19 protein-coding genes and 1 pseudogene are annotated in these 23476 nt (G+C 73.0%); 10 read left to right on the top strand and 10 right to left on the bottom strand.

Features of this window, described 5'->3' with window-relative positions:
* The first annotated feature begins 266 nt into the window (after nt 1-266).
* Nucleotides 267-737: a Dps family protein gene (locus IG74_RS0123230; RefSeq protein ID WP_030680595.1), complete on the top strand. Its 471-nt coding sequence runs from the start codon at nt 267-269 to the stop codon at nt 735-737.
* Between the two features lie 405 nt (nt 738-1142).
* Here the strand turns inward: IG74_RS0123230 and IG74_RS0123225 are convergent, their stop codons facing one another.
* From IG74_RS0123225 to IG74_RS0123215, 3 genes are all read right to left on the bottom strand, one after another.
* Nucleotides 1143-1919 (bottom strand): SDR family NAD(P)-dependent oxidoreductase, encoded by a 777-nt coding sequence (locus IG74_RS0123225; protein ID WP_030680592.1) that lies wholly within the window; start codon nt 1917-1919, stop codon nt 1143-1145.
* Nucleotides 1920-2041: 122 nt separating this feature from the next.
* On the bottom strand, nt 2042-2842 hold the full coding sequence (locus IG74_RS0123220; RefSeq protein ID WP_030680589.1) for an Fpg/Nei family DNA glycosylase: 801 nt from the start codon (nt 2840-2842) through the stop codon (nt 2042-2044).
* Nucleotides 2843-3071: 229 nt separating this feature from the next.
* Nucleotides 3072-7739: an ATP-dependent helicase gene (locus IG74_RS0123215; RefSeq protein ID WP_030680586.1), complete on the bottom strand. Its 4668-nt coding sequence runs from the start codon at nt 7737-7739 to the stop codon at nt 3072-3074.
* Nucleotides 7740-7854: 115 nt separating this feature from the next.
* Between IG74_RS0123215 and IG74_RS0123210 the strand changes: the two genes are divergently transcribed.
* The 3 genes from IG74_RS0123210 to IG74_RS0123200 are packed head-to-tail and all read left to right on the top strand — an operon-like array spanning nt 7855 to nt 9895.
* Nucleotides 7855-8760: an AraC family transcriptional regulator gene (locus IG74_RS0123210; protein WP_051855181.1), complete on the top strand. Its 906-nt coding sequence runs from the start codon at nt 7855-7857 to the stop codon at nt 8758-8760.
* 26 nt (nt 8761-8786) lie between these two features.
* Nucleotides 8787-9590 carry an AzlC family ABC transporter permease gene (locus IG74_RS0123205; protein ID WP_078868977.1) on the top strand — a complete coding sequence of 268 codons (804 nt, stop codon included), beginning with the start codon at nt 8787-8789 and terminating at the stop codon, nt 9588-9590.
* Nucleotides 9587-9895, top strand: a complete 309-nt coding sequence (locus IG74_RS0123200) for an AzlD domain-containing protein (protein ID WP_030680580.1) — start codon at nt 9587-9589, stop codon at nt 9893-9895. The genes IG74_RS0123205 and IG74_RS0123200 overlap by 4 nt, the downstream gene beginning before the upstream one ends.
* Nucleotides 9896-9923: 28 nt before the next feature.
* Here the strand turns inward: IG74_RS0123200 and IG74_RS0123195 are convergent, their stop codons facing one another.
* Nucleotides 9924-10871 carry a hypothetical protein gene (locus tag IG74_RS0123195; RefSeq protein WP_030680576.1) on the bottom strand — a complete coding sequence of 316 codons (948 nt, stop codon included), beginning with the start codon at nt 10869-10871 and terminating at the stop codon, nt 9924-9926.
* A gap of 79 nt (nt 10872-10950) precedes the next feature.
* Here IG74_RS0123195 and IG74_RS0123190 point away from each other — a divergent pair, with 79 nt between their 5' ends.
* The 6 genes and pseudogenes from IG74_RS0123190 (at nt 10951) to IG74_RS46085 (ending at nt 18423) form a co-directional block, all read left to right on the top strand.
* Complete coding sequence (locus IG74_RS0123190; protein WP_030680572.1) at nt 10951-11145, top strand: DUF3046 domain-containing protein; 195 nt, start codon at nt 10951-10953, stop codon at nt 11143-11145.
* 304 nt (nt 11146-11449) lie between these two features.
* Nucleotides 11450-12682, top strand: coding sequence for an AI-2E family transporter (locus tag IG74_RS0123185; RefSeq protein WP_030680569.1), 1233 nt, complete (start codon nt 11450-11452; stop codon nt 12680-12682).
* A 320-nt stretch (nt 12683-13002) separates the two neighbouring features.
* Nucleotides 13003-14127, top strand: a complete 1125-nt coding sequence (recA, locus tag IG74_RS0123180; protein WP_030680565.1) for a recombinase RecA — start codon at nt 13003-13005, stop codon at nt 14125-14127.
* Nucleotides 14128-14130: 3 nt separating this feature from the next.
* Nucleotides 14131-14853, top strand: a complete 723-nt coding sequence (gene recX, locus IG74_RS0123175) for a recombination regulator RecX (protein WP_037825917.1) — start codon at nt 14131-14133, stop codon at nt 14851-14853.
* 283 nt (nt 14854-15136) lie between these two features.
* Nucleotides 15137-15880, top strand: coding sequence for an ArsR/SmtB family transcription factor (locus IG74_RS0123170; RefSeq protein WP_078868981.1), 744 nt, complete (start codon nt 15137-15139; stop codon nt 15878-15880).
* Nucleotides 15877-18423: pseudogene (locus tag IG74_RS46085) on the top strand (FtsX-like permease family protein). Before IG74_RS0123170 ends, IG74_RS46085 begins: the two are co-directional and overlap by 4 nt.
* Before the next feature lie 151 nt (nt 18424-18574).
* Here the strand turns inward: IG74_RS46085 and IG74_RS0123160 are convergent.
* The 6 genes from IG74_RS0123160 to IG74_RS0123140 form a co-directional block, all read right to left on the bottom strand.
* Nucleotides 18575-19000 carry a rhodanese-like domain-containing protein gene (locus IG74_RS0123160; protein ID WP_051855185.1) on the bottom strand — a complete coding sequence of 142 codons (426 nt, stop codon included), beginning with the start codon at nt 18998-19000 and terminating at the stop codon, nt 18575-18577.
* Nucleotides 19001-19023: 23 nt separating this feature from the next.
* Nucleotides 19024-19575, bottom strand: coding sequence for a cysteine dioxygenase (locus IG74_RS0123155; RefSeq protein ID WP_030680554.1), 552 nt, complete (start codon nt 19573-19575; stop codon nt 19024-19026).
* A 70-nt stretch (nt 19576-19645) separates the two neighbouring features.
* Nucleotides 19646-19732, bottom strand: a complete 87-nt coding sequence (locus IG74_RS54425; RefSeq protein WP_324607508.1) for a putative leader peptide — start codon at nt 19730-19732, stop codon at nt 19646-19648.
* 139 nt (nt 19733-19871) lie between these two features.
* Nucleotides 19872-21695 carry an FAD-dependent monooxygenase gene (locus tag IG74_RS0123150; protein WP_078868975.1) on the bottom strand — a complete coding sequence of 608 codons (1824 nt, stop codon included), beginning with the start codon at nt 21693-21695 and terminating at the stop codon, nt 19872-19874.
* 191 nt (nt 21696-21886) lie between these two features.
* On the bottom strand, nt 21887-22777 hold the full coding sequence (locus IG74_RS0123145; protein ID WP_030680547.1) for an amino acid ABC transporter permease: 891 nt from the start codon (nt 22775-22777) through the stop codon (nt 21887-21889).
* Entirely contained in the window at nt 22774-23439 is a 666-nt protein-coding gene (locus IG74_RS0123140; RefSeq protein ID WP_030680544.1) for an amino acid ABC transporter permease, read from the bottom strand. The genes IG74_RS0123145 and IG74_RS0123140 overlap by 4 nt, the downstream gene beginning before the upstream one ends.
* Between the last annotated feature and the right edge of the window lie 37 nt (nt 23440-23476).

The raw sequence follows: 23476 nt of genomic DNA, 5'->3' as shown, positions 1-23476 counted from the left end.
CCAAGATCAAACCAGGAGCCCTCTCAACGCCGGGACACCGGCAACCGCCAACCTGCAGCCCGGCACACCCACCAGCCCCACAGACCTAACCAGTTACCGCGGCGCTTGCTGGGCCCTTGGGCGTGCTGCCGGGGCTGTGCCGGGGCGTGCTTTCCGAAGTGGCCGTAGTAGTGCCGGTGCGCGATGGTTGATGGGTGTGTGACGCCGACCGCGGGTAACCGCGAGGTCGAACACGCCTGGACGACCCGTGTAGCCGGAGGAGACCGATGTACGTCGTGAAGAGCCCGCTGCCCGATGATGATCTGAAGACGGTGTCCGAGGCCCTGCAGGGCGCGCTCGTCGACCTCGTGGACCTGTCCCTGGTCGCCAAGCAGATCCACTGGAACGTGGTCGGACCGCGCTTCCGCTCCATCCACCTCCAGCTCGACGAGGTCGTCGACACGGCACGCCTGCACTCCGACACCGTCGCGGAGCGGGCCTCGACGCTCGGCGTCTCGCCCGACGGTCGCGCGGCCACCGTCGCGGGCAGCAGCGGCATCGCCGCCGTCCCCGAGGGCTGGGTCAAGGACACGGACGCGGTGGGGACGCTCGTGGCGGCCCTCGGCGCCGTGATCACGCGCATGCGGGAGCGGGTGAACTCCACCGGCGACGCCGACCCGGTGAGCCAGGACATCTTCATCGGCATCACCGCCGACCTGGAGAAGCACCACTGGATGTTCCAGGCCGAGAACGGATAACGGCCCCCACCGGCGGGGCGCCCGCCGCCAGGGGCGGGCCGGTCGACGGCGCTCGCGCACCTTCGATGCGCCCGGTGCGCCCTGCCGCAGGGGGACGGGCCGGGTCTAGCGTCGTCTGGCGGGAGGTGACAGCCGTGGCGGGGCGCGTCCTGCGGTGGGCTTCGGCTCTCGGTGTCGCCGCGCTGTGGTGGTGGGCGGTGCTGCGGCTCGCGTCGGCGCCCGACGCGGGCGCCCTCGAAGGCACCATCGCCGCCGGGGGATGGGGGCTGAGTCTGCTGCCCGTGCACTGCGTGCCCAAGGAGCGGGCGCTGGGGGCGGCCGGGGCGCGTCGGCGGCTGAGCGGAGCGCGGGGGCTGGGGAGGGGAGCGCGGGGGGTGCGGAGCGGGGCGCGGGGGCGTGGCTCGGCTACCAAGGCATCGCGACGCCGCCGTTGGGGCGGAGGATCTGGCCGGTCGTGAACGCCGCCGCGTCCGACGCCAGGTACAGCACGGCGTGGGCGACGTCCTCGGGCGTGCCCACGCGGCCGAGCGGCGATCTCCGGGCCATGAGGTCCTCGGTACGGGCCCGCGCCGCGGCGTCGTGGCGGTCCGTCATCGGCGTACGGATCCAGCCCGGTGCCACGGCGTTGACGCGGATGCCGTGCGGCCCGACCTCGGTGGCCAGGGTCTTCGTCAGCTGCACCACCGCGGCCTTCGAAGCGCCGTAGCAAAGCAGGCCCGGGCCGCCGGTGTCCACGGCGCCCGACGCCATCGTGACGATGCTGCCGCCCGTGCCCGCCTCGACCATCACGCGGGCCGCCGCCTGGCAGGCGTACAGGACCCCCTTGAAGTTCACGTCCAGGACCCGGTCGAGGTCCTCCTCGCGGGTCTCCAGGACCGGGCTGCTGTGCATGATCCCGGCGATGGCGGCCAGGACGTCGACGCGCCCCGTCGACTCGGCCGCGGCCGCCACGGCCTGGTCCACCTGCGTTCGGTCGGCTACGTCCAGGAGGTGCGGGTGGGCGGTGCCGCCCGACTCCTTGATGAGTCCTGCCGTCTCGTGCAGGCCCGGTGCGTCCCGGTCGGCGCAGTGCACCGCGGCTCCCGCCCGCGCGAGCAGGACGGCACTGGCACGGCCGATGCCGCTCGCGGCGCCGGTGACGAACGCGGTGCGGCCGGTGAGGTCGTACGCCTTGGAGGGCATGACGGGACCGTAGGAGAGAGCTGACGGTCCGTCAATTGGTGGGGGTGGGGCGGGTTCCGGAAGCCGGGGGGCAGGGCCTGGAGCTGATGCGGGGCCTGGAGCTATGGGGTCGGGGCTTGGCGCTATGGGGTCGGGCCGCTCTGGCAGGTCGGGCACCAGTACGTCGGGCGCTGGCGGGAGCCGTCGCCCTGGTCCGCCGACCGTACGGGGGTGCCGCAGCGCAGACAGGGGCGCGGCGCCCGGCCGTACACGTACAGCCGTCGGTCGGGGCGGGGGATGCCCGTGGTCGTGCGGTCCGGGCGGTCGCGGTTGGCTTCCAGGAGCTTCTTGGCGAGGGCGGGCAGGCGGTTCGCCGTCTCGGCGGGGAGTTCGCCGATCGGCAGCCAGGGGGTGACGCCGAGCAGGAAGCACAGCTCGCTCTTGTAGATGTTGCCGATGCCCGCGAGGTTGCGCTGGTCGAGCAGGGCCTCGCCCAGGGCGCGCTCGGGGGCCGCGAGGAGGTTGCGCAGGGCCCGGTCGGGGTCCCAGTCGGGGCCGAGGAGGTCGGGGCCCAGGTGGCCGACGGCGCGCTGTTCGTCGGCGGTGCGCAGCAGTTCGAGGACGGGCAGGCGGTAGCCGACGGCCGTGTGCTCCGCGGTGGCGAGGATGGCCCGGATCTGGTGGGCGGGGCCGCCGCGCCAGCGTTCGTGCGGGGCGTAGACCTTCCAGGAGCCGTCCATGCGCAGATGGGAGTGGAGGGTGAGGCCGCCCTCCACGCGGGTGAGCAGGTGTTTGCCGCGCGGAGTGACGTCCAGGACGGTGCGGCCGGTGAGGTCCGCCGTGGCCAGCTTGGGGACGCGGAGGTCGGAGCGGGTGAGGGGGTGACCGGCCAGGGCCCGGTGGAGGCGGCGGGCCGTCTGGTGGACTGTGTCTCCTTCGGGCATGGGGACAGGGTGTCACTGGGGGTGGGGTGTCGGCGCCTTGCCAGGGGTTGGGTGGGGTTGTCAGGCACCTGTCCTGGAGCGCGCTGGCTCGCGGGGGCGAGTGCGGGTGGGCAGGGGGCGGCTCTCTGATGCTGGGGTGGCCGTCCTGGCTCTTGGCTGGTCGGCGCGGCGACTGTTCGGCCAGGTACCTGTTTGGCCCGGCGTCTGGTCGGCCCGGCGCCTGGTGTGCTCAGGCGCGGACGCGGAGGCCTCTCGGGGTGGCGTGGAAGCCGGTGTGCTCCAGGAGAGGGGCCAGGGGAGAGGTCAGGGCGGCGGCGCCGTTGACGCGCTCCACGGTGACCGTGCCGAGCGCACCCGCCTTGGCGGCGGAGGCAAGGGCGGACGCGGCCGCGAGGAGCCGGGGGTCCTGGTCTGCTTCGGACGAGGCCCAGGCCAGGACGGTCTTGCCGCCGCGCTCCACGTACAGCGTCAGCTCGCCGTCGACCAGGACGACCAGGGAACCCGCCTTGCGGCCCGGTTTGTGCCCGGCATCGGCCGGGGGGTCGGGCCAGGGCAGGGCCGCCCCGTACGCGTTCGCCGGGTCGGCGGCCGCCAGGACCACCGCCTGGGCGTCGGTGGTGTGCCCGGTGCCCGCGCGCTCCCGCGCGGTGGCCGTGGCGCGCAGCCGGTCCACGGCGCCGTCCATGGCGAACTGCGCCGCGCCGAGCCCCTCCACCACGTACCCACGACGGGCCTGGCCGCTGTCCTCGAACGCCGACAGGATCCGGTACGTCGCCGAGAAGCCGCCCTCGACGCCTTCGGCGGCGACCGCGCCGCGGGTCACCACGCCGTGCCGGTCGAGCAGCGTGCGGGCCAGGGCGTGGGCGCGCAGGGTCGGGTCGGGCTCGCGCGCGGGCAGCAGCGACCAGCGGCCCGCGACGGTGGGCGGGCCGGTGCGGGAGACGGGGCGGGCGGCGGCGGTCAGGCTGCCGTAGCGCCCGCGCGGGACGGCGCGCTTCGCACGGTGGGCCGTGGAACCCGCTGTGCGGCCCGAGCCGAGGAGGGACCGCATGGGCGCGAGCGTGTCGTTCGTGAGCCGACCCGACCAGGCCAGGTCCCAGACCGCGTCGGCCAGCTGGGGGTCGGTGGCGTCCGGGTGCGTGGTCGCGCGGACCTGGTCGGTGATCTGCCGGAAGAACAGGCCGTACCCCCCGGAGAGCGCGTCCAGGACGGACTGGTGCAGCGCGGTGAGCTCCAGGGGGTGCGCGGGCGGCAGGAGGAGGGGCGCGGCGTCGGCCAGGTAGAGCGAGACCCAGCCGTCCTTGCCGGGAAGGGCCCCGGCTCCGGCCCACACCACTTCTCCGGCGGCGGTGAGCTCGTCGAGCATCGCCGGTGCGTACCCCGTCACTCGGGAGGGCAGGACGAGCTTCTCCAGGGCCGATGCCGGTACGGACGCGCCTTGTAGCTGCTCGATCGCGCGCGCCAGGCCGTCGACGCCCCGCAGGCCGTGGCCGCTCAGGTGCTGCCACTGCGGCAGGAACTGGGCGAGCGCGGCCGGGGGCACCGGCTCCAGCTCCTGGCGGAGCGCGGCGAGGGAGCGGCGGCGCAGCCGCCGAAGCACCGTCGCGTCGCACCACTCCTGGCCGATGCCCGCCGGGTGGAACTCGCCCTGGACGACCCGGCCGTTCGCCGCGAGGCGGTGCAGCGCGCCGTCCGTGACGGCGGCGCCGAGGCCGAAGCGGGCGGCGGCGTCGGCCGAGGTGAAGGGGCCGTGGGTGCGGGCATGGCGCGCCAGGAGGTCACCGAGGGGGTCCTTCACGGGCTCCGTGAACGCCTCGGGCACGCCGACCGGCAGGGCCGTCCCGAGGGCGTCCCGCAGTCGGCCCGCGTCCTCGACGGCCGCCCAGTGGTCGGCCCCGGCGATCCGGACCCGGATGGCGCGGCGGGCCGCCGCGAGGTCCTCCGCCCAGGCGGGCTCCGCGCCGCGCTCGGCCAACTCGGCGTCGGTGAGCGGGCCGAGCAGGCGCAGCAGGTCGGCGACGCCCTCGGTGTCCTTGATCCGGCGGTCGTCCGTACGCCATTGGAGCTCGCGCTCCAGCTCGGCGAGGACGTCCGCGTCGAGCAGTTCGCGCAGCTCGGCCTGGCCCAGGAGTTCGGCCAGGAGGCGGGAGTCCAGGGACAGGGCGGCCGCGCGGCGCTCGGCGAGGGGCGAGTCGCCCTCGTACAGGAACTGGGCGACGTAGCCGAACAGCAGGGAGCGGGCGAACGGGGACGGCTCGGGGGTGGTGACCTCCACGAGCCGGACGCGGCGGGACTCGATGTCGCCCATCAGCTCCGTGAGGCCCGGTACGTCGAAGACGTCCTGGAGGCACTCCCTGACCGCCTCCAGGATGATCGGGAAGGAGCCGAACTCGCTGGTCACCTCCAGGAGCTGGGCGGCGCGCTGGCGCTGCTGCCACAGGGGCGTGCGCTTGCCCGGACTGCGGCGCGGCAGCAGCAGCGCGCGGGCGGCGCACTCGCGGAAGCGGGCCGCGAACAGGGCCGAGCCGCCCACCTGGTCGGTGACGACCTGGCTGACCTCGCCCTTGTCGAAGGTGACGTCCGCCGCGCCGACCGGGGCCTGCTCGGGGTCGGACGCCGAGTCCACGGTGACGTCCACCGGCTCCTGATCGAGCAGGTCGAGGCCCATCAGATCGGCGTCCGGCAGGCGCAGCACGATGCCGTCGTCGGCGTGCATCACCTGGGCGTCCATGCCGTACCGCTCGGTGAGGCGGGCGCCGAGCGCCAGGGCCCAGGGCGCGTGCACCTGCGCGCCGAACGGCGAGTGCACGACGACCCGCCAGTCGCCCAGCTCGTCGCGGAACCGCTCGACCACGATGGTGCGGTCGTCCGGGATGTGTCCGCAGGACTCGCGCTGCTCGGCGAGGTACGCGAGGACGTTGTCCGCGGCCCAGGTGTCGAGGCCCGCCGCCTGGAGGCGCCCGCGCGCGTCGTCCTGCGACAGCGAGCCGATCTCGCGCAGGAACGCCCCCACGGCGCGCCCCAGTTCGAGCGGGCGGCCCAGCTGGTCGCCCTTCCAGAACGGCAGCCGGCCGGGGACTCCGGGGGCGGGGGACACGAGCACGCGGTCGCGCGTGATGTCCTCGATGCGCCAGGAGCTGGTGCCGAGGGTGAAGACGTCGCCCACGCGCGATTCGTAGACCATCTCCTCGTCGAGCTCGCCGACGCGGCCGCCGCCCTTCTTAGGATCGGCGCCCGCGAGGAAGACACCGAAGAGGCCCCGGTCGGGAATCGTGCCCCCGGAGGTCACCGCGAGGCGCTGCGCCCCGGGGCGGCCGGTGACGGTGCCCGCGACCCGGTCCCACACCACGCGCGGGCGCAGCTCCGCGAACGCGTCGGAGGGATACCGTCCGGCGAGCATGTCCAGGACCGAGGTGAACGCCGACTCGGGCAGCGAGGTGAAGGGCGCGGCCCGGCGGACCAGGGCCAGGAGGTCGTCCACCTGCCAGGCGTCCAGGGCCACCATCGCGACCAGCTGCTGGGCCAGGACGTCCAGCGGGTTCGCGGGGACGCGCAGGGACTCGATGGCGCCCTGGCGCATCCGCTCCGTGACCACGGCGGCCTGGACCAGGTCACCCCGGTACTTCGGGAAGACGACTCCGGTGGAGACCGCGCCCACCTGGTGTCCCGCGCGGCCCACCCGCTGCAGCCCGGAGGCCACGGACGGCGGCGACTCGACCTGCACGACCAGGTCGACGGCCCCCATGTCGATGCCCAGCTCCAGGCTGGAGGTGGCGACCACCGCGGGAAGGCGGCCCGCCTTCAGGTCCTCCTCGACCTGGGCGCGCTGCTCCTTGGACACCGAGCCGTGGTGGGCGCGGGCGAGGACGGGGGGCGCGCCCTTGGCGGCGCCCGACTCCGCCATCAGCTCCGCGGGGGAGTGGTCCTCCGGGAGGGGTTCGCCCGTGGCGCGCTCGTACGCGATCTCGTTGAGGCGATTGCACAGGCGCTCCGCCAGGCGGCGGGAGTTGGCGAAGACGATCGTCGAGCGGTGTGCCTGGACGAGGTCGGTGATGCGCTCCTCGACGTGCGGCCAGATGGACGGGCGCTCCGCTCCCTGGTCGGAGTCCGCCGCCGGGGAGCCGCCCAGCTCGCCCAGGTCCTCGACCGGGACGACCACCGACAGGTCGAACTCCTTGCCGGACTCGGGCTGGACGACCTCCACCCTGCGCTGCGGCGAGAGATAGCGGGCCACCTCGTCCACCGGGCGGACCGTGGCGGACAGGCCGATCCGGCGGGCGGGACGCTTCAGGAGCGCGTCGAGCCGCTCCAGGGTCAGCGCGAGGTGTGCGCCGCGCTTGGTGCCCGCGACCGCGTGCACCTCGTCCAGGATCACGGTCTCGATGCCCGTCAGCGCGTCCCGCGCGGCGGACGTGAGCATCAGGAACAGCGACTCCGGGGTGGTGATCAGGATGTCCGGCGGGCGGGTGGCCAGGGCGCGGCGCTCGGCCGCCGGGGTGTCACCGGAGCGGATGCCCACCCGCACTTCGGGCTCGGGCAGGCCGAGGCGCACGGACTCCTGCCGGATGCCGGTGAGCGGGCTGCGCAGATTGCGCTCCACGTCGACCGCGAGGGCCTTGAGCGGCGACACGTACAGCACCCGGCAGCGCTTCTTCGGGTCCGCGGGGGGCGGGGCGGAGGCGAGCCGGTCCAGGGCGGCGAGGAACGCGGCCAGGGTCTTGCCGGAGCCGGTCGGGGCGACCACCAGGACGTCCGAGCCCTCCGCGATCGCCCGCCACGCCCCGGCCTGGGCGGACGTGGGCGCGGAGAAGGCCCCCGCGAACCAGCCGCGGGTCGCGGGGGAGAACCCCTCAAGGGCGCTGGGGGCGCCGGGGGCGCTGTGTGCGGACCGAGCCATGGACCCATCGTGCACCCCGCCACTGACAATGACCCTGACCTGCGCGAACGACATTCCCGTCGGGTCGAGGCCGCAGCCCGGGAAATGGTTTGCGCCAGTGGCGCAGAATGGCGGCATGACAGGTTCGCCGGAGCGGGCGCGGCACTGGACCTACGCCGAGCTGCCGGGCGTCGACCTGCTGCGTGCCCACTACGTCCGCAAGACCTTCGTGCGGCACACCCACGAGCACTTCGTGCTTGCCGCGGTCACCGAAGGCGTCGACGTCTTCCACCACAGCGGCGCCGACCGGCACGCGGGCCCCGGGATGCTCGCCCTGATCAACCCCGACACCCCGCACACCGGCCGCGGAGGAGGGCCCGAGGGCTGGCGGTACGGAGCGGTGTACCCGGCGCCGGACCTCGTCGCGGCCATCGCCGCGGAGACGACGGCCATCCGCGGCACGCCCGGCTTCGTCCAGCCGGTGTTCGAGGACGCGTACGCGGTGGCCCTCGTCCACCAGGTGCTGCGGGCCGCCGAGGAGGGCAACGCCCTGGCCGCCGACACGTTCCTGCGGATCGCCGTGACCCGGATGCTGCGGCTCAACGGCGGCGCCCTGCCCGAGCGCACCGTGCGGTCCGCGGGCCACCGCGTGGCCGCACGCGCGCGTGCCGTCCTCGAAGAGCGCCTCTCGGATCCGCCGAGCCTGGACCGGCTGGCCGCCGATCTCGGCGTCGGGCCCTTCGCCCTGCTGCGCGCCTTCCGCGACGCGTACGGCATGCCGCCGCACGCCTGGCTCACCGACGCGCGCGTACGCCGCGCCCGTCACCTCCTGGACGCCGGTACGACGCCCGCGGAGGCGGCCGTGGCCGTCGGCTTCACCGACCAGCCGCACCTCAACCGCCACTTCACCCGCATCGTCGGGGTACCTCCGGGCGCGTACCAGCGGGAGCGCAAGAACGTACAAGACCGTCCGGGCGGACCCCTCGTAGCGTCCTTGGCGTGGCAGAACGAACATCACGCGCAGACATACCCAGCCCCGTAGCCCCACTCGACGCCTCCGTAGACGGCATGGACACCTCCGTAGACGGCACGGACGCCGTCGCGGACCGCGTGGACTCAGCCGCGGGCCGTCCGAGCTCAGCCGCGGACCGTCCGGACTCCGGCACCGAGGGCGGCACGGACCGCGCGGACTCCGCCGTCGTCCGCGACGCCCTCGGTGTCGGAATCGCCGTCGGCCTCTCCGGATTCGCCTTCGGCGTGACCTCGGCCGGCAGCGGCCTCACCGTGCTGCAGACCTGTGCGCTGAGCCTCCTGGTGTTCACCGGGGCCTCGCAGTTCGCCCTGGTGGGCGCGCTCGCCGGGGGCGGGAGCCCGTTCACCGCGGCGGCGGGTGCGTTCTTCCTGGGCGTACGCAACGCGTTCTACGGGCTGAGGCTCTCCCAGCTGCTCGCTCTCCCGCGCGCGGTACGGCCGTTCGCGGCCCACTGGGTGATCGACGAGACCACGGCCGTGTCGCTCGCGCAGCGCGGACGGCGCGGCGCCCGCATCGGCTTCACCGTCACGGGGCTCAGCCTCTACACCCTGTGGAACCTGACCACCCTCCTGGGCACGGTCGGCGCCGAGGCGATCGGGGACACCGACGCCTGGGGCCTGGACGCCGCGGGCCCCGCGGTCTTCCTCGCCCTCCTCGCGCCGATGGTCAGGAGCGCCCAGGAGCGCGCGGTCGCCGCCGTCGCGGTCCTCCTGGGACTCGGACTGCTGCCCGTGCTGCCCGCCGGCGTGCCGGTCCTGATGGCCGCGCTCGCCGTGCCGATCGTCCTCTACGGAGCAGGCCTCCGCGCACAGCGCACGACGGGAGGGCAGGGCCGTTGAACATCTGGACAGCCATCGCCGTGACCGCCGTCAGCTGCTACGCGGTCAAACTCGCGGGTCTCCTTGTGCCCGCCGGAGCCCTGGAGCGGCCGCTCGTGAAGCGCATGGCCGCCCTGCTGCCGGTCGCGCTGCTCGCCGCTCTCACCGCCCAGCAGGCCTTCGCCGACGGCCGGACCCTGGTGCTCGACGCCAAGGCCATCGGGCTCGCGGCGGCCGCCGTGGCGCTGCTGCTACGCGCGCCGTTCCTCGTCGTCATCGCGGCCGCCGTCGTCGTCACGGCGGGCGTACGGGCGCTGACGGGGTGACGGCCGGGCCGTCACCCCAGGGGCCGCCTCAGCCGATCGGCCGCCCGTACGCGGCGAGCGTGCGCAGGGCGTCGATCGTCACGATCGGCCGCCACTCCAACGCGGTGCCCGGGGCCCACTGACGCCACCGGATCGGCCAACCGCCGTCTTCTTGTTGGTCGTTCACGAGGAAGTCCACGGAGCGCGCCATCTCCTCGTCCGTGAACCAGGCGCGGGCGAGCGAGTCCGGGGACCTCGCGAAGTCGTGGGCGAAGTGGTGCTCACCGGGCGCGTACCCCTCAGGCACCGGATACGCGTCGGCCCGCTCCGGCTCCAGGGCCACGAGGCGCTGCTCGCGCACCAGACGGCCGAGCCGGTCGGCCGCCGCCTCCGCGCGCGGGCGGTCCGGCGCGCCGTCGAGGAAGGCGACCGCCGCCTGGACCTCGTACGGATGCGACTTCTCCAGGGACTCCACGACCTGCCAGCAGAAGTCGGTGGCCCGGAACAGCCAGGCGTGCCAGACCTCGTTGCGGTGCAGCAGGCCCACCACGGGCCCGGTGGCGAGCAGCTCGCTCGGCGGGTCGTCCACGACGGGCACGAACGGCGCCAGGGGGTAGCCGCGCTGGCTCGGATGGATCGCGGGCAGGGCGCCCTCGGCCGTCGACACCGACGTCAGATAGCGGCACACGCGCTCCACCCGCAGTCCGCCGCAGCGGCCGATGGAGTCCAGGACCCGCAGCGCGTGACCGGTGTGCAGCGGCTGGCTGACGGGCCCGCGCAGATCGGGTTCGAGCGCGTGGGCGTACCCTCCGTCCGCGTTGCCGTACGCGGCGAGCGCCGTCTCCACCGCGTCGGCGCTGTCGCCACTGCCCGCGCCGTCCAGGAAGTGGTACGCGAATCGACGCTGTTCGAGGACGCGCGCGGTGAGCCAGACGAACTGTTCGGCGCGCGCGAGCGGGGAGGACGCGGCGTGCGAGGACGCTCCGTTTTCGGCCATGTTCCGACGGTAGGGCGGAATGCGCCGCCGACAAGCCCTCCGGGCCCGGCTGCACTCTCAGGGGCGCGATACTGGACGCATGCGGTTGACGGTCTTCTGGCAGCGAATGGCAGCTCACTTCGGCGCGGGGTACGCGGACTCCTTCGCGCGTGACCACGTGATGTCCGAGCTGGGCGGGCGAACGGTGCACGAAGCGCTGGACGCGGGCTGGGAGGCGAAGGACGTCTGGCGCGCGGTGTGCAGGGCCATGGACGTACCGGCCGAAAAGCGTTGATCCACAGGAGCGACGACTCGCGCCGCGGTGACTTCACGCACGCGTAGCCGTCGTCCGGCACTGGCCGGAAGACCTCGGGTGCGGGTCCTGGGGCTCCACGCGCGCGTGAGTTGCTTGTGCCGCGACTCGGGAGACGAGGGAGCCGAGAGGCGTCCCTTCGAGGGCACAGAGGTGTCTCCGGAGAGAGCACGCGGAGCCGCGGGCGGGCGCGCGGAGTCCGTAGAGCGGCGTGCCGGATGTGAGGAGCGCCGCGAACAGGCGGGGGCGACGGCCGATCGCGGTCTCCGTGGGCGAGACTGGCACGGTGGCACCCACAGACGACACCGCGCAGATCACCTCCGAGGCCGTGACGCCGCCCGGCACCACGCCGCCCGCCCAGCCCCCCACCGGGGCCGAGCAGGGACGCGGCGCGGGCATGCCGCGCTGGCTGCCGCGGGCCATGGTGCTCGCGCTCGCCCTGGTCGCCTGTTTCCAGCTCGGCAGCTGGGCCTTCCACCAGCTGACCGGGCTGCTGATCAACATCCTGATCGCGTTCTTCCTGGCGCTCGCCGTCGAGCCCGCGGTGAGCTGGATGGCGGCGCGCGGGCTGCGCCGGGGCCTGGCCACGGGCATCGTCTTCCTCGGCGTGATCATCGCCAGCGCGGGCTTCATCACGATGATGGGCTCGATGCTCGCGGGCCAGATCGTCGACATGGTCGAGGACTTCCCGGACTACCTGGACAAGGTCATCCGCTGGATCAACCAGACCTTCGACACGGACCTGTCCCGCGTCGAGGTCCAGGACAGCCTGGTCCACTCCGACTGGCTGCGGAAGTACGTGCAGAACAGCGCGAGCGGCGTCCTGGACGTCTCCGCGCAGGTGCTCGGCGGCCTCTTCCAGCTCCTGACGATCCTGCTGTTCTCGTTCTACTTCGCCGCCGACGGGCCCCGGCTGCGGCGCGCGCTGTGCTCCGTGCTCCCGCCCGCCAAGCAGGCCGAGGTGCTGCGCGCCTGGGAGATCGCGGTCAACAAGACCGGCGGCTACCTCTACTCGCGCGGCCTGATGGCGCTGATCTCCGGGATCGCGCACTACATCCTGCTGCAGATCCTCGAGGTGCCCTACGCCCCCGCCCTCGCGGTGTGGGTGGGCCTGGTCTCGCAGTTCATCCCGACGATCGGCACGTACCTGGCGGGCGCCCTGCCGATGCTGATCGCCTTCACCGTGGACCCCTGGTACGCGGTCTGGGTGCTGGGCTTCGTGGTCATCTACCAGCAGTTCGAGAACTACGTGCTCCAGCCCAAGCTCACCGCCAAGAGCGTGGACATCCACCCGGCGGTCGCCTTCGGGTCGGTCATCGCGGGCACGGCCCTGCTCGGCGCGGTCGGCGCCCTGATCGCCATCCCGGCGGTGGCGACGCTGCAGGCGTTCCTCGGGGCGTACGTGAAGCGGTACGACGTCATGGACGACCCGCGGGTGCACGGCCACCGCCGCCGCGGCGGCACGCCCCTGCTCACCCGGCTGCGGCGCGCGCTGACGCCGCCGGGACGCGAGGGCTGAGGGCTCGGCCGAGCCGCGCCGACCGAGGCGTGCGCCACCGGGTCCCGGCGACTGAAGCGAGGGTTCCGCTCGCGGGCTGACGCATCGGGCACGCCTGGCGTGGTGCGCTTGACAGCAAAATCGAACATCCATTCTTATGGGGGCTCCGGCGGCGTCGTACCGGGGGTTCGCGGGGGGATTCCCGGGCGCGCCGGTGGATTTCGGGGGGCCGCGGAGCCCGAGTTATCCACAGGCCGGACGGGCGTCGGGGCGCATTGTCAGTGGCAGGCGTTAGCGTCTTTGACGTGAAGCGATCGACTCAAGCAAACCGGGTGGAACCCATGGCAGGAACCGACCGCGAGAAGGCGCTCGACGCCGCGCTCGCACAGATTGAACGGCAATTCGGCAAGGGCGCGGTCATGCGCATGGGCGAGCGGTCCCAGGAGCCCATCGAGGTCATCCCGACCGGCTCGACCGCGCTCGACGTCGCGCTCGGCGTCGGCGGCATCCCGCGCGGCCGTGTGGTGGAGATCTACGGCCCGGAGTCCTCCGGTAAGACGACCCTCACGCTGCACGCCGTGGCCAACGCGCAGCGGGCCGGCGGCGCCGTCGCCTTCGTGGACGCGGAGCACGCCCTCGACCCCGAGTACGCGAAGAAGCTCGGCGTCGACATCGACAACCTCATCCTGTCCCAGCCGGACAACGGCGAGCAGGCGCTCGAGATCGTCGACATGCTGGTCCGCTCCGGCGCGCTCGACCTGATCGTCATCGACTCCGTGGCGGCCTTGGTGCCCCGCGCCGAGATCGAGGGCGAGATGGGTGACTCGCACGTGGGTCTGCAGGCCCGTCTGATGAGCCAGGCCCTGCGGAAGATCACCAGCGCGCTCAACCAGTCGAAGACCACTGCGATCTTCATCAACCAGCTGCGCGAGAAGATCGGCGTGATGTTCGGCTCCCCGGAGACCACGACCGGTGGCCGCGCGCTGAAGTTCTACGCCTCGGTGCGCATGGACATCCGCCGCATCGAGACCCTGAAGGACGGCACGGACGCGGTGGGCAACCGCACCCGCGTCAAGGTCGTCAAGAACAAGGTCGCGCCGCCCTTCAAGCAGGCCGAGTTCGACATCCTCTACGGCCAGGGCATCTCCCGCGAGGGCGGCCTGATCGACATGGGCGTGGAGCACGGCTTCGTCCGCAAGGCCGGCGCCTGGTACACGTACGAGGGCGACCAGCTCGGCCAGGGCAAGGAGAACGCCCGCAACTTCCTGAAGGACAACCCCGACCTCGCCAACGAGATCGAGAGGAAGATCAAGGAGAAGCTGGGCGTCGGCGTCCGGCCGGAGAGCACCGAGAGCGAGCCCGCCGCGGACGCCGCGGGCGAGGCCCCGGCGGCCGACGCCGCCAAGACGGTGCCCGCTCCGGCGGCGAAGGCCACCAAGTCCAAGGCCGCGGCGGCCAAGAGCTAGGCCGTGACACGACGTACCGACTGGGCGGAGCACACGGACCCCCCGGGAAGCGGCCACTGGAGTGGCAGCGGGCCGGACGGTTCGGGTGCCGATGCCGACGGCCCGTGGAGCGGTGACCAGGAGGGCCAAGGCGGCCGCCGCCGTCGGCGGCGCGGCGGTCCCAGCGGCCATCAGGACAGCGGTTCCCCGTCCTCGTCGAGGGCCGAGAACGGGGAACCGCCCATGGGGGATCCCGCTGAGCGGGCGCGGGCCATCTGCTTGCGCCTGCTCACCGGGACGCCCCGCACGCGCAAGCAGCTGGCCGACGCCCTGCGCAAGCGGGACATCCCCGAGGACGTGGCGGACGAGGTGCTGTCCCGCTTCGAAGAGGTCGGACTGATCAACGACGAGGCCTTCGCGGACGCCTGGGTGGAATCCCGGCACCACGGCCGGGGCCTCGCCCGGCGGGCCCTGGCCCGCGAGCTGCGGACCAAGGGCGTGGACGCGGCACTGATCGACGAGGCCGTCGGCCAGCTCGACACCGAGCAGGAGGAGGCCACCGCGCGCGAGCTCGTCGCCCGCAAGCTGCGCTCCACCCGTGGCCTCGACCGCGACAAGAGGCTGCGCCGCCTTGCGGGCATGCTCGCCCGCAAGGGATATCCGGAGGGCATGGCGCTGCGCCTGGTCCGCGAGGCGCTGGAGCAAGAGGGGGAGGACACGGAGGACCTCGGGTACGAGAGCCTCTGAACTGCCGGCGGCCCCGCCGAGTAGAGGCTCCGACCCGGTCGCTGGAATTCCGGCCCGGGGCGGAGTGTTCCGGGCGGCGGGGGAGGCCGCGGGCCCGGTGAGCCAGGGGAGCCCTCGGCGTGAGATCCAGAGGCGAGGCCCCGGCGAGCCTCCGAGGCGAGAGCACGGGGCGTGAGCACGGGGTGAAGGCCCGGGGTGAGCGCCCGGGGTGGGGCTAACCCCCCATGGAAGACGCCTGGTTGCCACCGTGCACAAGAACCTGTGCACAGGCGACTGTGTACGCATGGTTCACGACCAGGGAAGAAGCGAGGGCCGAGCCCCTGACGGGGCCGCCGAGGCCGACCCGGCCATCGGGTCCGGCCATGCCGGGGCCGACGGCGCCGCACCCGTTCCCGAAGAGCTGAACGACCTGCGGGTCCTCAAAGCCCTCGCGCAGCCCCGACGGCAGCAGATGCTCCAGCACCTCACCGTGCACGGGCCCGCCACGTCCGCGACCCTGGCCAGGGCCCTGGGGCTGAACACCGGGGCCACGAGCTACCACCTGCGCGAGCTCGCCCGGTACGGCTTCGTAGAAGAGACGGACGGCACCGGGCACGGGCGCGAGCGCTGGTGGCGCGCGGTGCCCGGAGACCAGCGCTTCCCGCCGCGCAGTCGGCAGAACGCCGAGACGCGGCTCGTCATGGACGAGCTGAACCACCTGTCGTACGCCGCTGACCTGGAGCTCTTCGAGCAGCTGCAGCGCGAGAGCGGCGACGCCGACGCCGACGAGTGGGCCGACGCCTACCCGTACTCGCGCGGCACGATGCGGCTGACGGTGGCCGAGCTGCGCGAGTTCTTCGAGGAGTACATCGCCCTCCTCAACCGCTACAAGCGCGCCGACGCCGACACCCCGCCCGGGGCCCGCACCGTCCTCACCCGCTTCCTGGCCTTCCCCGCACCGTCCGGTCCGGCCGACGCACCGTCCGACACGTCCGGCGGACCATCCGGCACCCCCGACGACAACAGAAGAGAGACCGAGACCTCATGATGCTGCGCTACGCACTGCAGACGATCCGCGACCGGAAGGGCGGATTCCTAGGGGCCTTCGTCGCGTTGATGTGCGCCGCCGCGCTCATCACGGCCTGCGGCACCCTCCTGGAGACCGGCCTGCGCGGCAGCATCAGCCCCGAGCGCTACGCCGCCGCTCCCGTGCTGGTCTCCGCCGATCAGAACGTGCACCGGACCATCGTCAAGCACAAGAAGGGCAAGACGAAGGTCAAGCACAAGGCGAAGCCGATCGCCGAACGGGCCTGGCTGCCGCACGACGTCACCAAACGGCTGGAAGGGGTGCCCGGCGTCGGCTCGGTCGTACCCGAACTCACCTTCCTGGCAGAGCCGTTGACGTCCGGAGCTCGCGACCCGGAGCGTCCCGCGTACGGGCACGCGTGGACCTCGGCCGCCCTCACGCCCTTCCGGATCGCCGACGGCCGGGCCCCGCGTGCCGCGGGGGACCTCGTCGTCGACCGCGGCCTCGCCGAGCGCGCCCGCATCGAGCCCGGCGACCGGCTCACCGTCCAGTCGACGCGGGCTCCGCGCACGTACCGCGTCACGGGCATCGCCGCGCCGGTCGGCGGCGGGAGCGCCCTCGCGCACCAGACCTCGCTGTTCTTCTCCGACCGTGAGGCGGAGCGGCTCGCGGCCCACCCCGGCCGGGTCACCGCCCTCGGTGTCCTGCCGGCCGACGGCACGTCCGTGCAGGCGCTCACCGCAGCGGTCAAGAAGGCGCTCGACGGGACGACCGCGCAGGTCAGCAGTGGCGATGGCCGTGGCCCCGTCGAGTTCCTCGACGCGGCGGGCGCGCGGGTGAAGCTCGTCAGCATGGGCGGCGCGATGGGTGGCACGTCGCTGCTCGTCGCCGTCCTCGTGGTCGTCGGCACCTTCGCCCTGTCCATCCAGCAGCGCCACCGCGAACTCGCCCTGCTGCGGGCCATCGCCGCGAGCCCGAAGCAGCTCCGCAAGCTCCTCGGCCGCGAGGCGCTCCTCGTCGGAGCGGCCGCCGGAGCACTCGGCTCGCTGGCGGGCATCCCGCTCGGCGGACTGCTGTACGGGAAGTTCGTCGACGAGGGAGTGGTTCCGGCGACGCTCGACCGGGTCGTCAGCGTCTTCCCGCCGCTGGTGGCCGTCGCCGCGACGCTGTTCGGCGCCTGGGCGGCCGCGCGGGTCTCCGCCCGCCGCATCGCCCGCATCCGCCCCGGAGAGGCCCTGACCGAGGCGGGTGCGGAGCGTACGAAGCTCTCCTGGGCGCGTGTCGTCGCCGGGCTGCTCTTCCTCGCGGGAGGCGTCGTCCTCGTCTTCGTCCTCAGTCTGCTGCGGACCGAGCCCGCGTCGACCCCCGTCACGTTCCTGGCCGTCGTGGTGCTCGCCTCGGCCGTCGCCCTGCTCGGCCCGCTCGTCGTCAGGGCCTCGGCCGCCGTCCTTGGCCGCGTGCTGCGGCTCACCGGACCGGCCGGGCGCCTCGCGCACGCCAACCTCCGGGGGAACGCGGCCCGCATGGCCGCCGTCGTCACCCCGCTCGTGCTGCTCGTCGGCATGACGTGCACGGTCCTCTTCGCACAGCCCACGCTCACCGCCGCCGCCCGGGACCAGGCGCGCGACGGCGTCCGCGCGGACTGGTCGCTCGCCGCGCAGGGTCCCGGCGTACCGACGGAGGCCGCGCGGCAGCTGCGGGCGGCCGAGGGCGTCGAGGCCGTCACCGAGGTCGTCCGCACCACCGTGCGCGTCGGGCTCGACTAGTACCCGGCGCAGGGCGTGACGCCGGCGGGCCTCACCCGCACCTGGGACCCGGACGTCACGGCGGGCTCGCTGACCTCCTTCGGCGCGGGCGACATAGCCGTCAGTGAACTCGCCGCCGACCAGCTCGGCCTGAAGCCCGGCAGCAGCCTCAAGCTCACCCTCGGCGACGGCACACCGACCACCCTGAAGGTCAGCGCCGTCTACACGCGCGGGCTCGGCTTCGGCGACCTGACCCTGGCGCACGACCTGGTCGCCCGCCACGTCGACAACCCGCTCGCTGCCACGGTCCTCGTCAGGAGCGACCGTACGAAGGATCAACTCGCGGCGGCCCTGCGGAAGTTCCCGAACGTGCGGGTGGAGTCCCCGGACGCCGTCGACCGCCTCCAGGCCGAGCGCGGCCAGTCGAGCGCCGACGTGAACCTCCTCGCCATGGGGCTCGTGCTGGCCTTCACCGCGATCGCCGTCGTCAACACGCTCGCGATGTCGGTGTCGGAGCGCGTCCGGGAGTTCGCGCTGCTGCGCCTTGCGGGGGCCACGCGCCGCCAGGTCCGCGGGATGCTGCGGGCCGAGGCGCTGTCGGTCCTGCTCATCGCGACCGCCCTGGGCAGCGGCATCGCGCTCGCCGTCCTGACCGCGTTCAGCGTCGGCATGACCGGTTCCGCCGCCCCCGTGGTCCTGCCGCTGCTGTACGTCGCGGTGGTCGCCGTGGCGGGACTGCTCGCCCTCACGGCGACGGCGCTGCCCGGCCGCACTGCCCTGAAGCCGCTTCCGGTGTCGGTGGCCACCGCCAAGGAGTAAGGGTCGATACGCTATAGCGAGCGCCCCTTACACACGCTCCTCCGGGAGCGTGTGTAAGGGGCGCTGACGTGTTCCCGGAGACCGTACGCGTGCCCAAAGCGCGTTCGAGTTCCCGGAGAACGTACGCGTACCTGGAAAACGTGAACGGCAGTCACTCGGCGATGGGGAAACCATCCGCCTTCCAGGCCTGGAAGCCGCCGACGAGGTCGGTCGCGTGCCGCAGTCCGAGTTGGCGCAGGGAGTGGGCCGCGAGGCTCGACGCGTAGCCCTCGTTGCAGACGATGACGATCTCCAGGTCGTGGCTGACGGCCTGCGGGGCGCGGTGGCTGCCCTGGGGGTCGAGGCGCCACTCCAGTTCGTTGCGCTCGACGACCAGCGCCCCCGGGATCAGGCCGTCGCGCTCGCGCAGTGCCGCGTACCGGATGTCGACGAGCAGGCCCCCGGACCGGTCGATCTCGTACGCCTGCCGGGGCGTGACCCGGTCGAGGTCGCGCCGCACCCGTTCCAGGAACTCGTCTATGCCCACGGGTGTGAGCGGCTCCGCGGCGGTCGCCGAAGCCGTCGGTACACCCGGGATGCTGTTCAGCTCAAGGCCCGCACTCACTGCCAGTCCTCCGGACGCTCGACGTGCTCAAGGCGTAGCACGTCACCGGTGCGGCTGTAGCGACGGATCCGTGGAAGTGGCGGATAGTACGCGTGCACGGAGACGGCGTGCTCCGTAGTGGACTCGTTGAGCACCTCGTGCACGTGGTTGCGGCCGAACGCCCGTCCCTGCCCGGCGGGCAGCTGCCGCTCGCGGTCGATGCCCTCGGTGAGTTCCAGGGTCTTCCAGCCGTCGGTGGGGAGCCGGGCGGCGAGGGAGTACTCCTTGAGGGCGCCCGAGGCGGTGGTGAAGGCGCCGACCGACTCGGCGTGGTCGTGCCAGCCGGTGCCGGTGCCGGGCGGCCACCCGATCAGCCAGGCCTCGCTGCCGCCCGGCCCGTCGAGGCGCACCCAGGTGCGGCCCTCGGGGTCGAGGGGGAGCGAGGCGACGAGATCTGCGTCCGCGGCGGTGCGGCGCACGAAGTGGAGGAGGTCGGCCGAGGTGGGCGGGGCCACGCGGGAGCCGGAAGGGGAGGGCAAAGGGGCAGGGCTGGAGACAGACGCTGACATGAGACCGTCCTGGGAGTTCGCGGAACGGCGCGCCGACGACGGGCACGCGAGAGGGGTGGAGATGGCGAATTCAGCAGGACGTCTGACACACGCAGCCCGCATAGCGGACGAGGTCCATGTGGACCCTCCGCCACAAGCGGACAGCGGTGTCGGTCATGGTCCGGAGTAGACCATGACCGTGGGAAGTGGTCAACTCGCGCCCAGTATGCGGTCGGACGATCGTTTCTGCTTCAACAGCAGCTGTCTACGGGGCCTGGAGCAGCCCCTCGACCCGGCCGGGAGACCTGGATCGGGGCCTACGGGGATGGCTTCTTCGGCTCGCTCGACGGCCCGGTGGCAGGTTTCCCGCCGGCTGCTCGGCCGTCCTTCGTATCGGAACCGGGCGTCTCGTGGGCCGTCCGGTCGGCCGCCCGGGCGTCACCAGGCTCGCTGCCGGGCTTCCCGGGGGCGGCCCCGGCGTCCTTAGGGCTTCCGCCGTCCTTGGGGCTTCCGCTGCTCTTCGGGCCGCCGCGGTCCCTCCTCGGCGTGCCCTTCGCCCGTCCCTTCTCCGGCGCCTCCCGCACCGCCTTGCCCAGTGCCGCCTCGGCGGCCGCGTACAGCTCCGCGGGGCGTACGCCGTTCAGCGCGGCGACCAGATGCCCGTCCGGGCGCACGAGCAGGACCGTGTGCGCCGCGGCGCCGGGGTAGCTCTCCGCGACGAGGAGTTCGGCCGGGCACGGCAGCGCGGTCACCGCGGCGGCGAGGCGGGGCATGATCCCGGCCGTCATCCAGTGCCGCCGGTCCCATACGACCGTTCCCGGCGCCACGAGCACCACGAGGAGCTGGCTGAGGCCGAACCGGTCCCGCAGCCGCACGACCGAGCCGTCCGGAGCCGTCACGGCCACGTCGATGACCGGAGCGCCCGGCTCCGTGGCCACGAGCACCGTGGAGTCCGAACGTCCGGGGGACAGGGGCGAGTCGGCGTACGCCCCCGGCGCGCCCAGCTGGCCGCGCCCCACATGGCCGTCCGTGAGCAGCGCGTCCTGGCCGCGCGCGGCCCCCGGGACGTAGGAGCGCAGACCTCCGCCGCCGCGGAGCAGCGGCAGCGACTGGTCGGCGGCGCGCAGGCGCGCGGCCACGGCGGCGCGCCGCTCGGTCTGGTAGCTGTCGAGCAGTGCGCCGCTCGGGCCGTGGTGCCAGGCCAGCGCCAGCTTCCACGCGAGGTTGTCCGCGTCCCGCAGGCTCTCGTCCAGGCCCTGGGTGCCGAGCGCGCCGAGGAGGTGGGCGGCGTCCCCGGCCAGGAAACAGCGCCCGACCCGCCACCGGCGGGCGAGCCGGTGGTGGACCGTGTGGACGCCGGTGTCCAGCAGGTCGTACGGCGGGGTGGCGCCGCACCAGCCCGAGAGCGTCTCCCGGACGCGGGCGACGAGGGCGTCGGGTGTCACCAGGTCGCCGCGCGGCGGCAGCAGCCAGTCGATCCGCCAGAGGCCGCCCGGCAGCGGACGTGCCGTCACCTCGGGACCTCCGCCGGGCCACGGCGGGCTCCGGTGCAACAACGCCTCACCGGGCCAGGGAAGTTCCGTCCGCAGGGCGGCGACCGCGTGCCGCTCGACGGCGGTGCGCCCCGGGAAGCGGATGTCGAGCAGCTTGCGGACGGTGGACCGGGGCCCGTCGCAGCCGACCAGATAGCTGCCGCGCCACCAGGTGTCCTTGGGGCCGCGCGCGTGGGCCGTCAGCCCCGAGGAGTCCTGCTCCAGGGTGTCCAGCTTGCTCTCGACCGCGACCTTCACGAGCCGCTCGTCGGCGATCGCGTCCCGCAGGGCAGCGGTCAGCACGTGCTGCGGCAGGTGCAGCGGGGAGGGCATTTCGTCACTGAACGTGAGCTGCCGCATCACCTGCTTGCGCCGCATCGACCGCCAGCCGCTCCAGCGCGCCCCCGTGTCCGAGCCTCCGAAGGACACCCCGGCGAGGCGCTCGACGAGCGCTGCCGTGTCCTCCCGCAGGACGACGGTCCGCGCGGGGCGCTGCTCGTCCTTGCCGGGCCCCTCGTCCAGGACCACGGTGGGGACCGAGTGACGGGCGAGGGCCAGGGCGAGCGTGAGCCCCACGGGGCCCGCGCCGACGACGATCACCGGGTCCACGGCGCGCGGCCTCCTGCCAGGACTGTCCGCGAGCGCTGGACGTACGTACAGGAAATGGCAGTTGAAACCCGGTGCACGATCACAGAACGTATGCAACCCACTGCTGGTTCCTGCGTCAAGCGACGAAGGCAGTGGCGTGATCGCCACTGCCTTCGTTCTTGCAGATCATCGGGTGAGCGCCCGGGGTCGGCTCAGATCGTGCCACCGGCTCCGGTCGATTCGGTGCCGGCCACGGCCGCCGGAGGCAAGACCACGCCGGTGGACTTCTTGGCCCGCCGCAGCCGTCGCTCCAGCCAGCTCGCGAACGTCGTGAGGGCGAAGTTGAGCGCGATGTAGATCAACGCGACGATCGTGAAGCTGGCGATGACGTTGGCGCCGTAGTAGCCGCTCATCGTGCTGACAGTCGACAGGAGCTCGGAGAACGTGAGCATGGCACCGCCGAGCGCGGTGTCCTTCACGATGACCACGATCTGGCTGACGATCGCGGGCAGCATCGCCGTGACCGACTGCGGAAGGAGCACGGACCGCATGGTCTGGCCCTTGCGCAGGCCGATGGCCTTGGCCGCCTCGGTCTGGCCCTTGGGCAGCGCCAGGATGCCCGCCCGTACGATCTCCGCGAGCACGGAGGCGTTGTACAGGACGAGACCGGTCACGACCGCGTACATGGGTCGGTCGTCGGAGGAGACGTCGCTGTACTTGGAGAAGGCCTCGTTGGCGAACAGCATCAGGATCAGGACCGGGATCGCGCGGAAGAACTCCACGATCGCGCCGGCCACGATGCGCACCGGGAGGTGGTCCGAGAGGCGCGCGATGCCGAGGGCCGCACCCAGCGGCAGTGCGATGACCATGGAGTACGCGGCTGCCTTGAGCGTGTTCTCCAGGCCGGGCCAGATGTACGTCGTCCAGGCCCTGCTGTCCGTGAAGAAGGGCTTCCACTTCTCCCAGTCGAGCTGGCCCTTGTCGGAGAGGGAGCTGTAGACCCACCAGGCCACCAGGCCGAAGGCGATCACGAAGATCACCGAGTAGATGATGTTGCGCTGTTTGGCGCGGGGGCCCGGGGCGTCGTAAAGGACGGAGTTCATCGCTTGACCGCCACCTTCTTGCTGACCCAGCCGAGGATCAGGCCGGTCGGGAGCGTGAGGCAGATGAAGCCGAAGGCGAAGACGGCGGCGATCGCGATCGTCTGGGCCTCGTTCTCGATCATGCCCTTCATCAGCAGGGCCGCCTCGGCGACGCCGATCGCGGCGGCCACGGTGGTGTTCTTCGTGAGCGCGATCAAAACGTTGGCGAGCGGTGCCACCACCGAGCGGAAGGCCTGGGGGAGCACGACGAGGGTGAGGACCTGCGTGAAGCTCAGCCCGAGTGCCCGGGCGGCTTCCGCCTGGCCCATCGGCACGGTGTTGATGCCCGAGCGCAGCGCCTCACAGACGAATGCGGCGGTGTAGGCGGTCAGACCGAGCACGGCGAGGCGGAAGTTGATGGTGTCGAAGTCATCGGCGCCCAGGCTGATGCCCAGCGTCTGGTTCAGGCCGAGCGACGTGAACACGATGATGATGGTCAGCGGAATGTTCCGCACGACGTTGACGTAGACGGCTCCGAAGCCGCGCATCAGGGGCACGGGGCTGACGCGCATGCCCGCCAGCACGGTTCCCCATATCAGGGAGCCGACCGCTGAGAGTCCGGTGAGTTTCACCGTCTCCCAGAAGGCCCCCCATAGGTCATAGCCTTCAAGAAAGTCGAACACGTTCTCCCGCGCTTCCGCGTAGAGGGACAGCTTCCGC

Source organism: Streptomyces sp. NRRL B-1347 (genome assembly GCF_000720325.1).
In the GTDB taxonomy this organism is placed as follows: Bacteria; Actinomycetota; Actinomycetes; order Streptomycetales; family Streptomycetaceae; genus Streptomyces.
Note: the sequence above shows the minus strand (reverse complement) of the source record. Positions and strands in the feature narration are given on the sequence as shown.

Excerpts from the sequence above, each read along its gene's own strand:
- IG74_RS0123155 (WP_030680554.1), bottom strand. The coding sequence starts at position 19,575 with ATGTCAGCGTCTGTCTCCAGCCCTGCCCCTTTGCCCTCCCCTTCCGGC.
- IG74_RS0123230 (WP_030680595.1), top strand. The coding sequence starts at position 267 with ATGTACGTCGTGAAGAGCCCGCTGCCCGATGATGATCTGAAGACGGTG.
- IG74_RS0123170 (WP_078868981.1), top strand. The coding sequence starts at position 15,137 with ATGGTTCACGACCAGGGAAGAAGCGAGGGCCGAGCCCCTGACGGGGCC.
- IG74_RS0123225 (WP_030680592.1), bottom strand. The coding sequence starts at position 1,919 with ATGCCCTCCAAGGCGTACGACCTCACCGGCCGCACCGCGTTCGTCACC.
- IG74_RS0123145 (WP_030680547.1), bottom strand. The coding sequence starts at position 22,777 with ATGAACTCCGTCCTTTACGACGCCCCGGGCCCCCGCGCCAAACAGCGC.
- IG74_RS0123195 (WP_030680576.1), bottom strand. The coding sequence starts at position 10,871 with ATGGCCGAAAACGGAGCGTCCTCGCACGCCGCGTCCTCCCCGCTCGCG.
- IG74_RS0123190 (WP_030680572.1), top strand. The coding sequence starts at position 10,951 with ATGCGGTTGACGGTCTTCTGGCAGCGAATGGCAGCTCACTTCGGCGCG.
- IG74_RS0123205 (WP_078868977.1), top strand. The coding sequence starts at position 8,787 with ATGGACACCTCCGTAGACGGCACGGACGCCGTCGCGGACCGCGTGGAC.
- recA (WP_030680565.1), top strand. The coding sequence starts at position 13,003 with ATGGCAGGAACCGACCGCGAGAAGGCGCTCGACGCCGCGCTCGCACAG.
- IG74_RS0123220 (WP_030680589.1), bottom strand. The coding sequence starts at position 2,842 with ATGCCCGAAGGAGACACAGTCCACCAGACGGCCCGCCGCCTCCACCGG.
- IG74_RS54425 (WP_324607508.1), bottom strand. The coding sequence starts at position 19,732 with ATGACCGACACCGCTGTCCGCTTGTGGCGGAGGGTCCACATGGACCTC.
- IG74_RS0123210 (WP_051855181.1), top strand. The coding sequence starts at position 7,855 with ATGACAGGTTCGCCGGAGCGGGCGCGGCACTGGACCTACGCCGAGCTG.
- IG74_RS0123215 (WP_030680586.1), bottom strand. The coding sequence starts at position 7,739 with ATGGCTCGGTCCGCACACAGCGCCCCCGGCGCCCCCAGCGCCCTTGAG.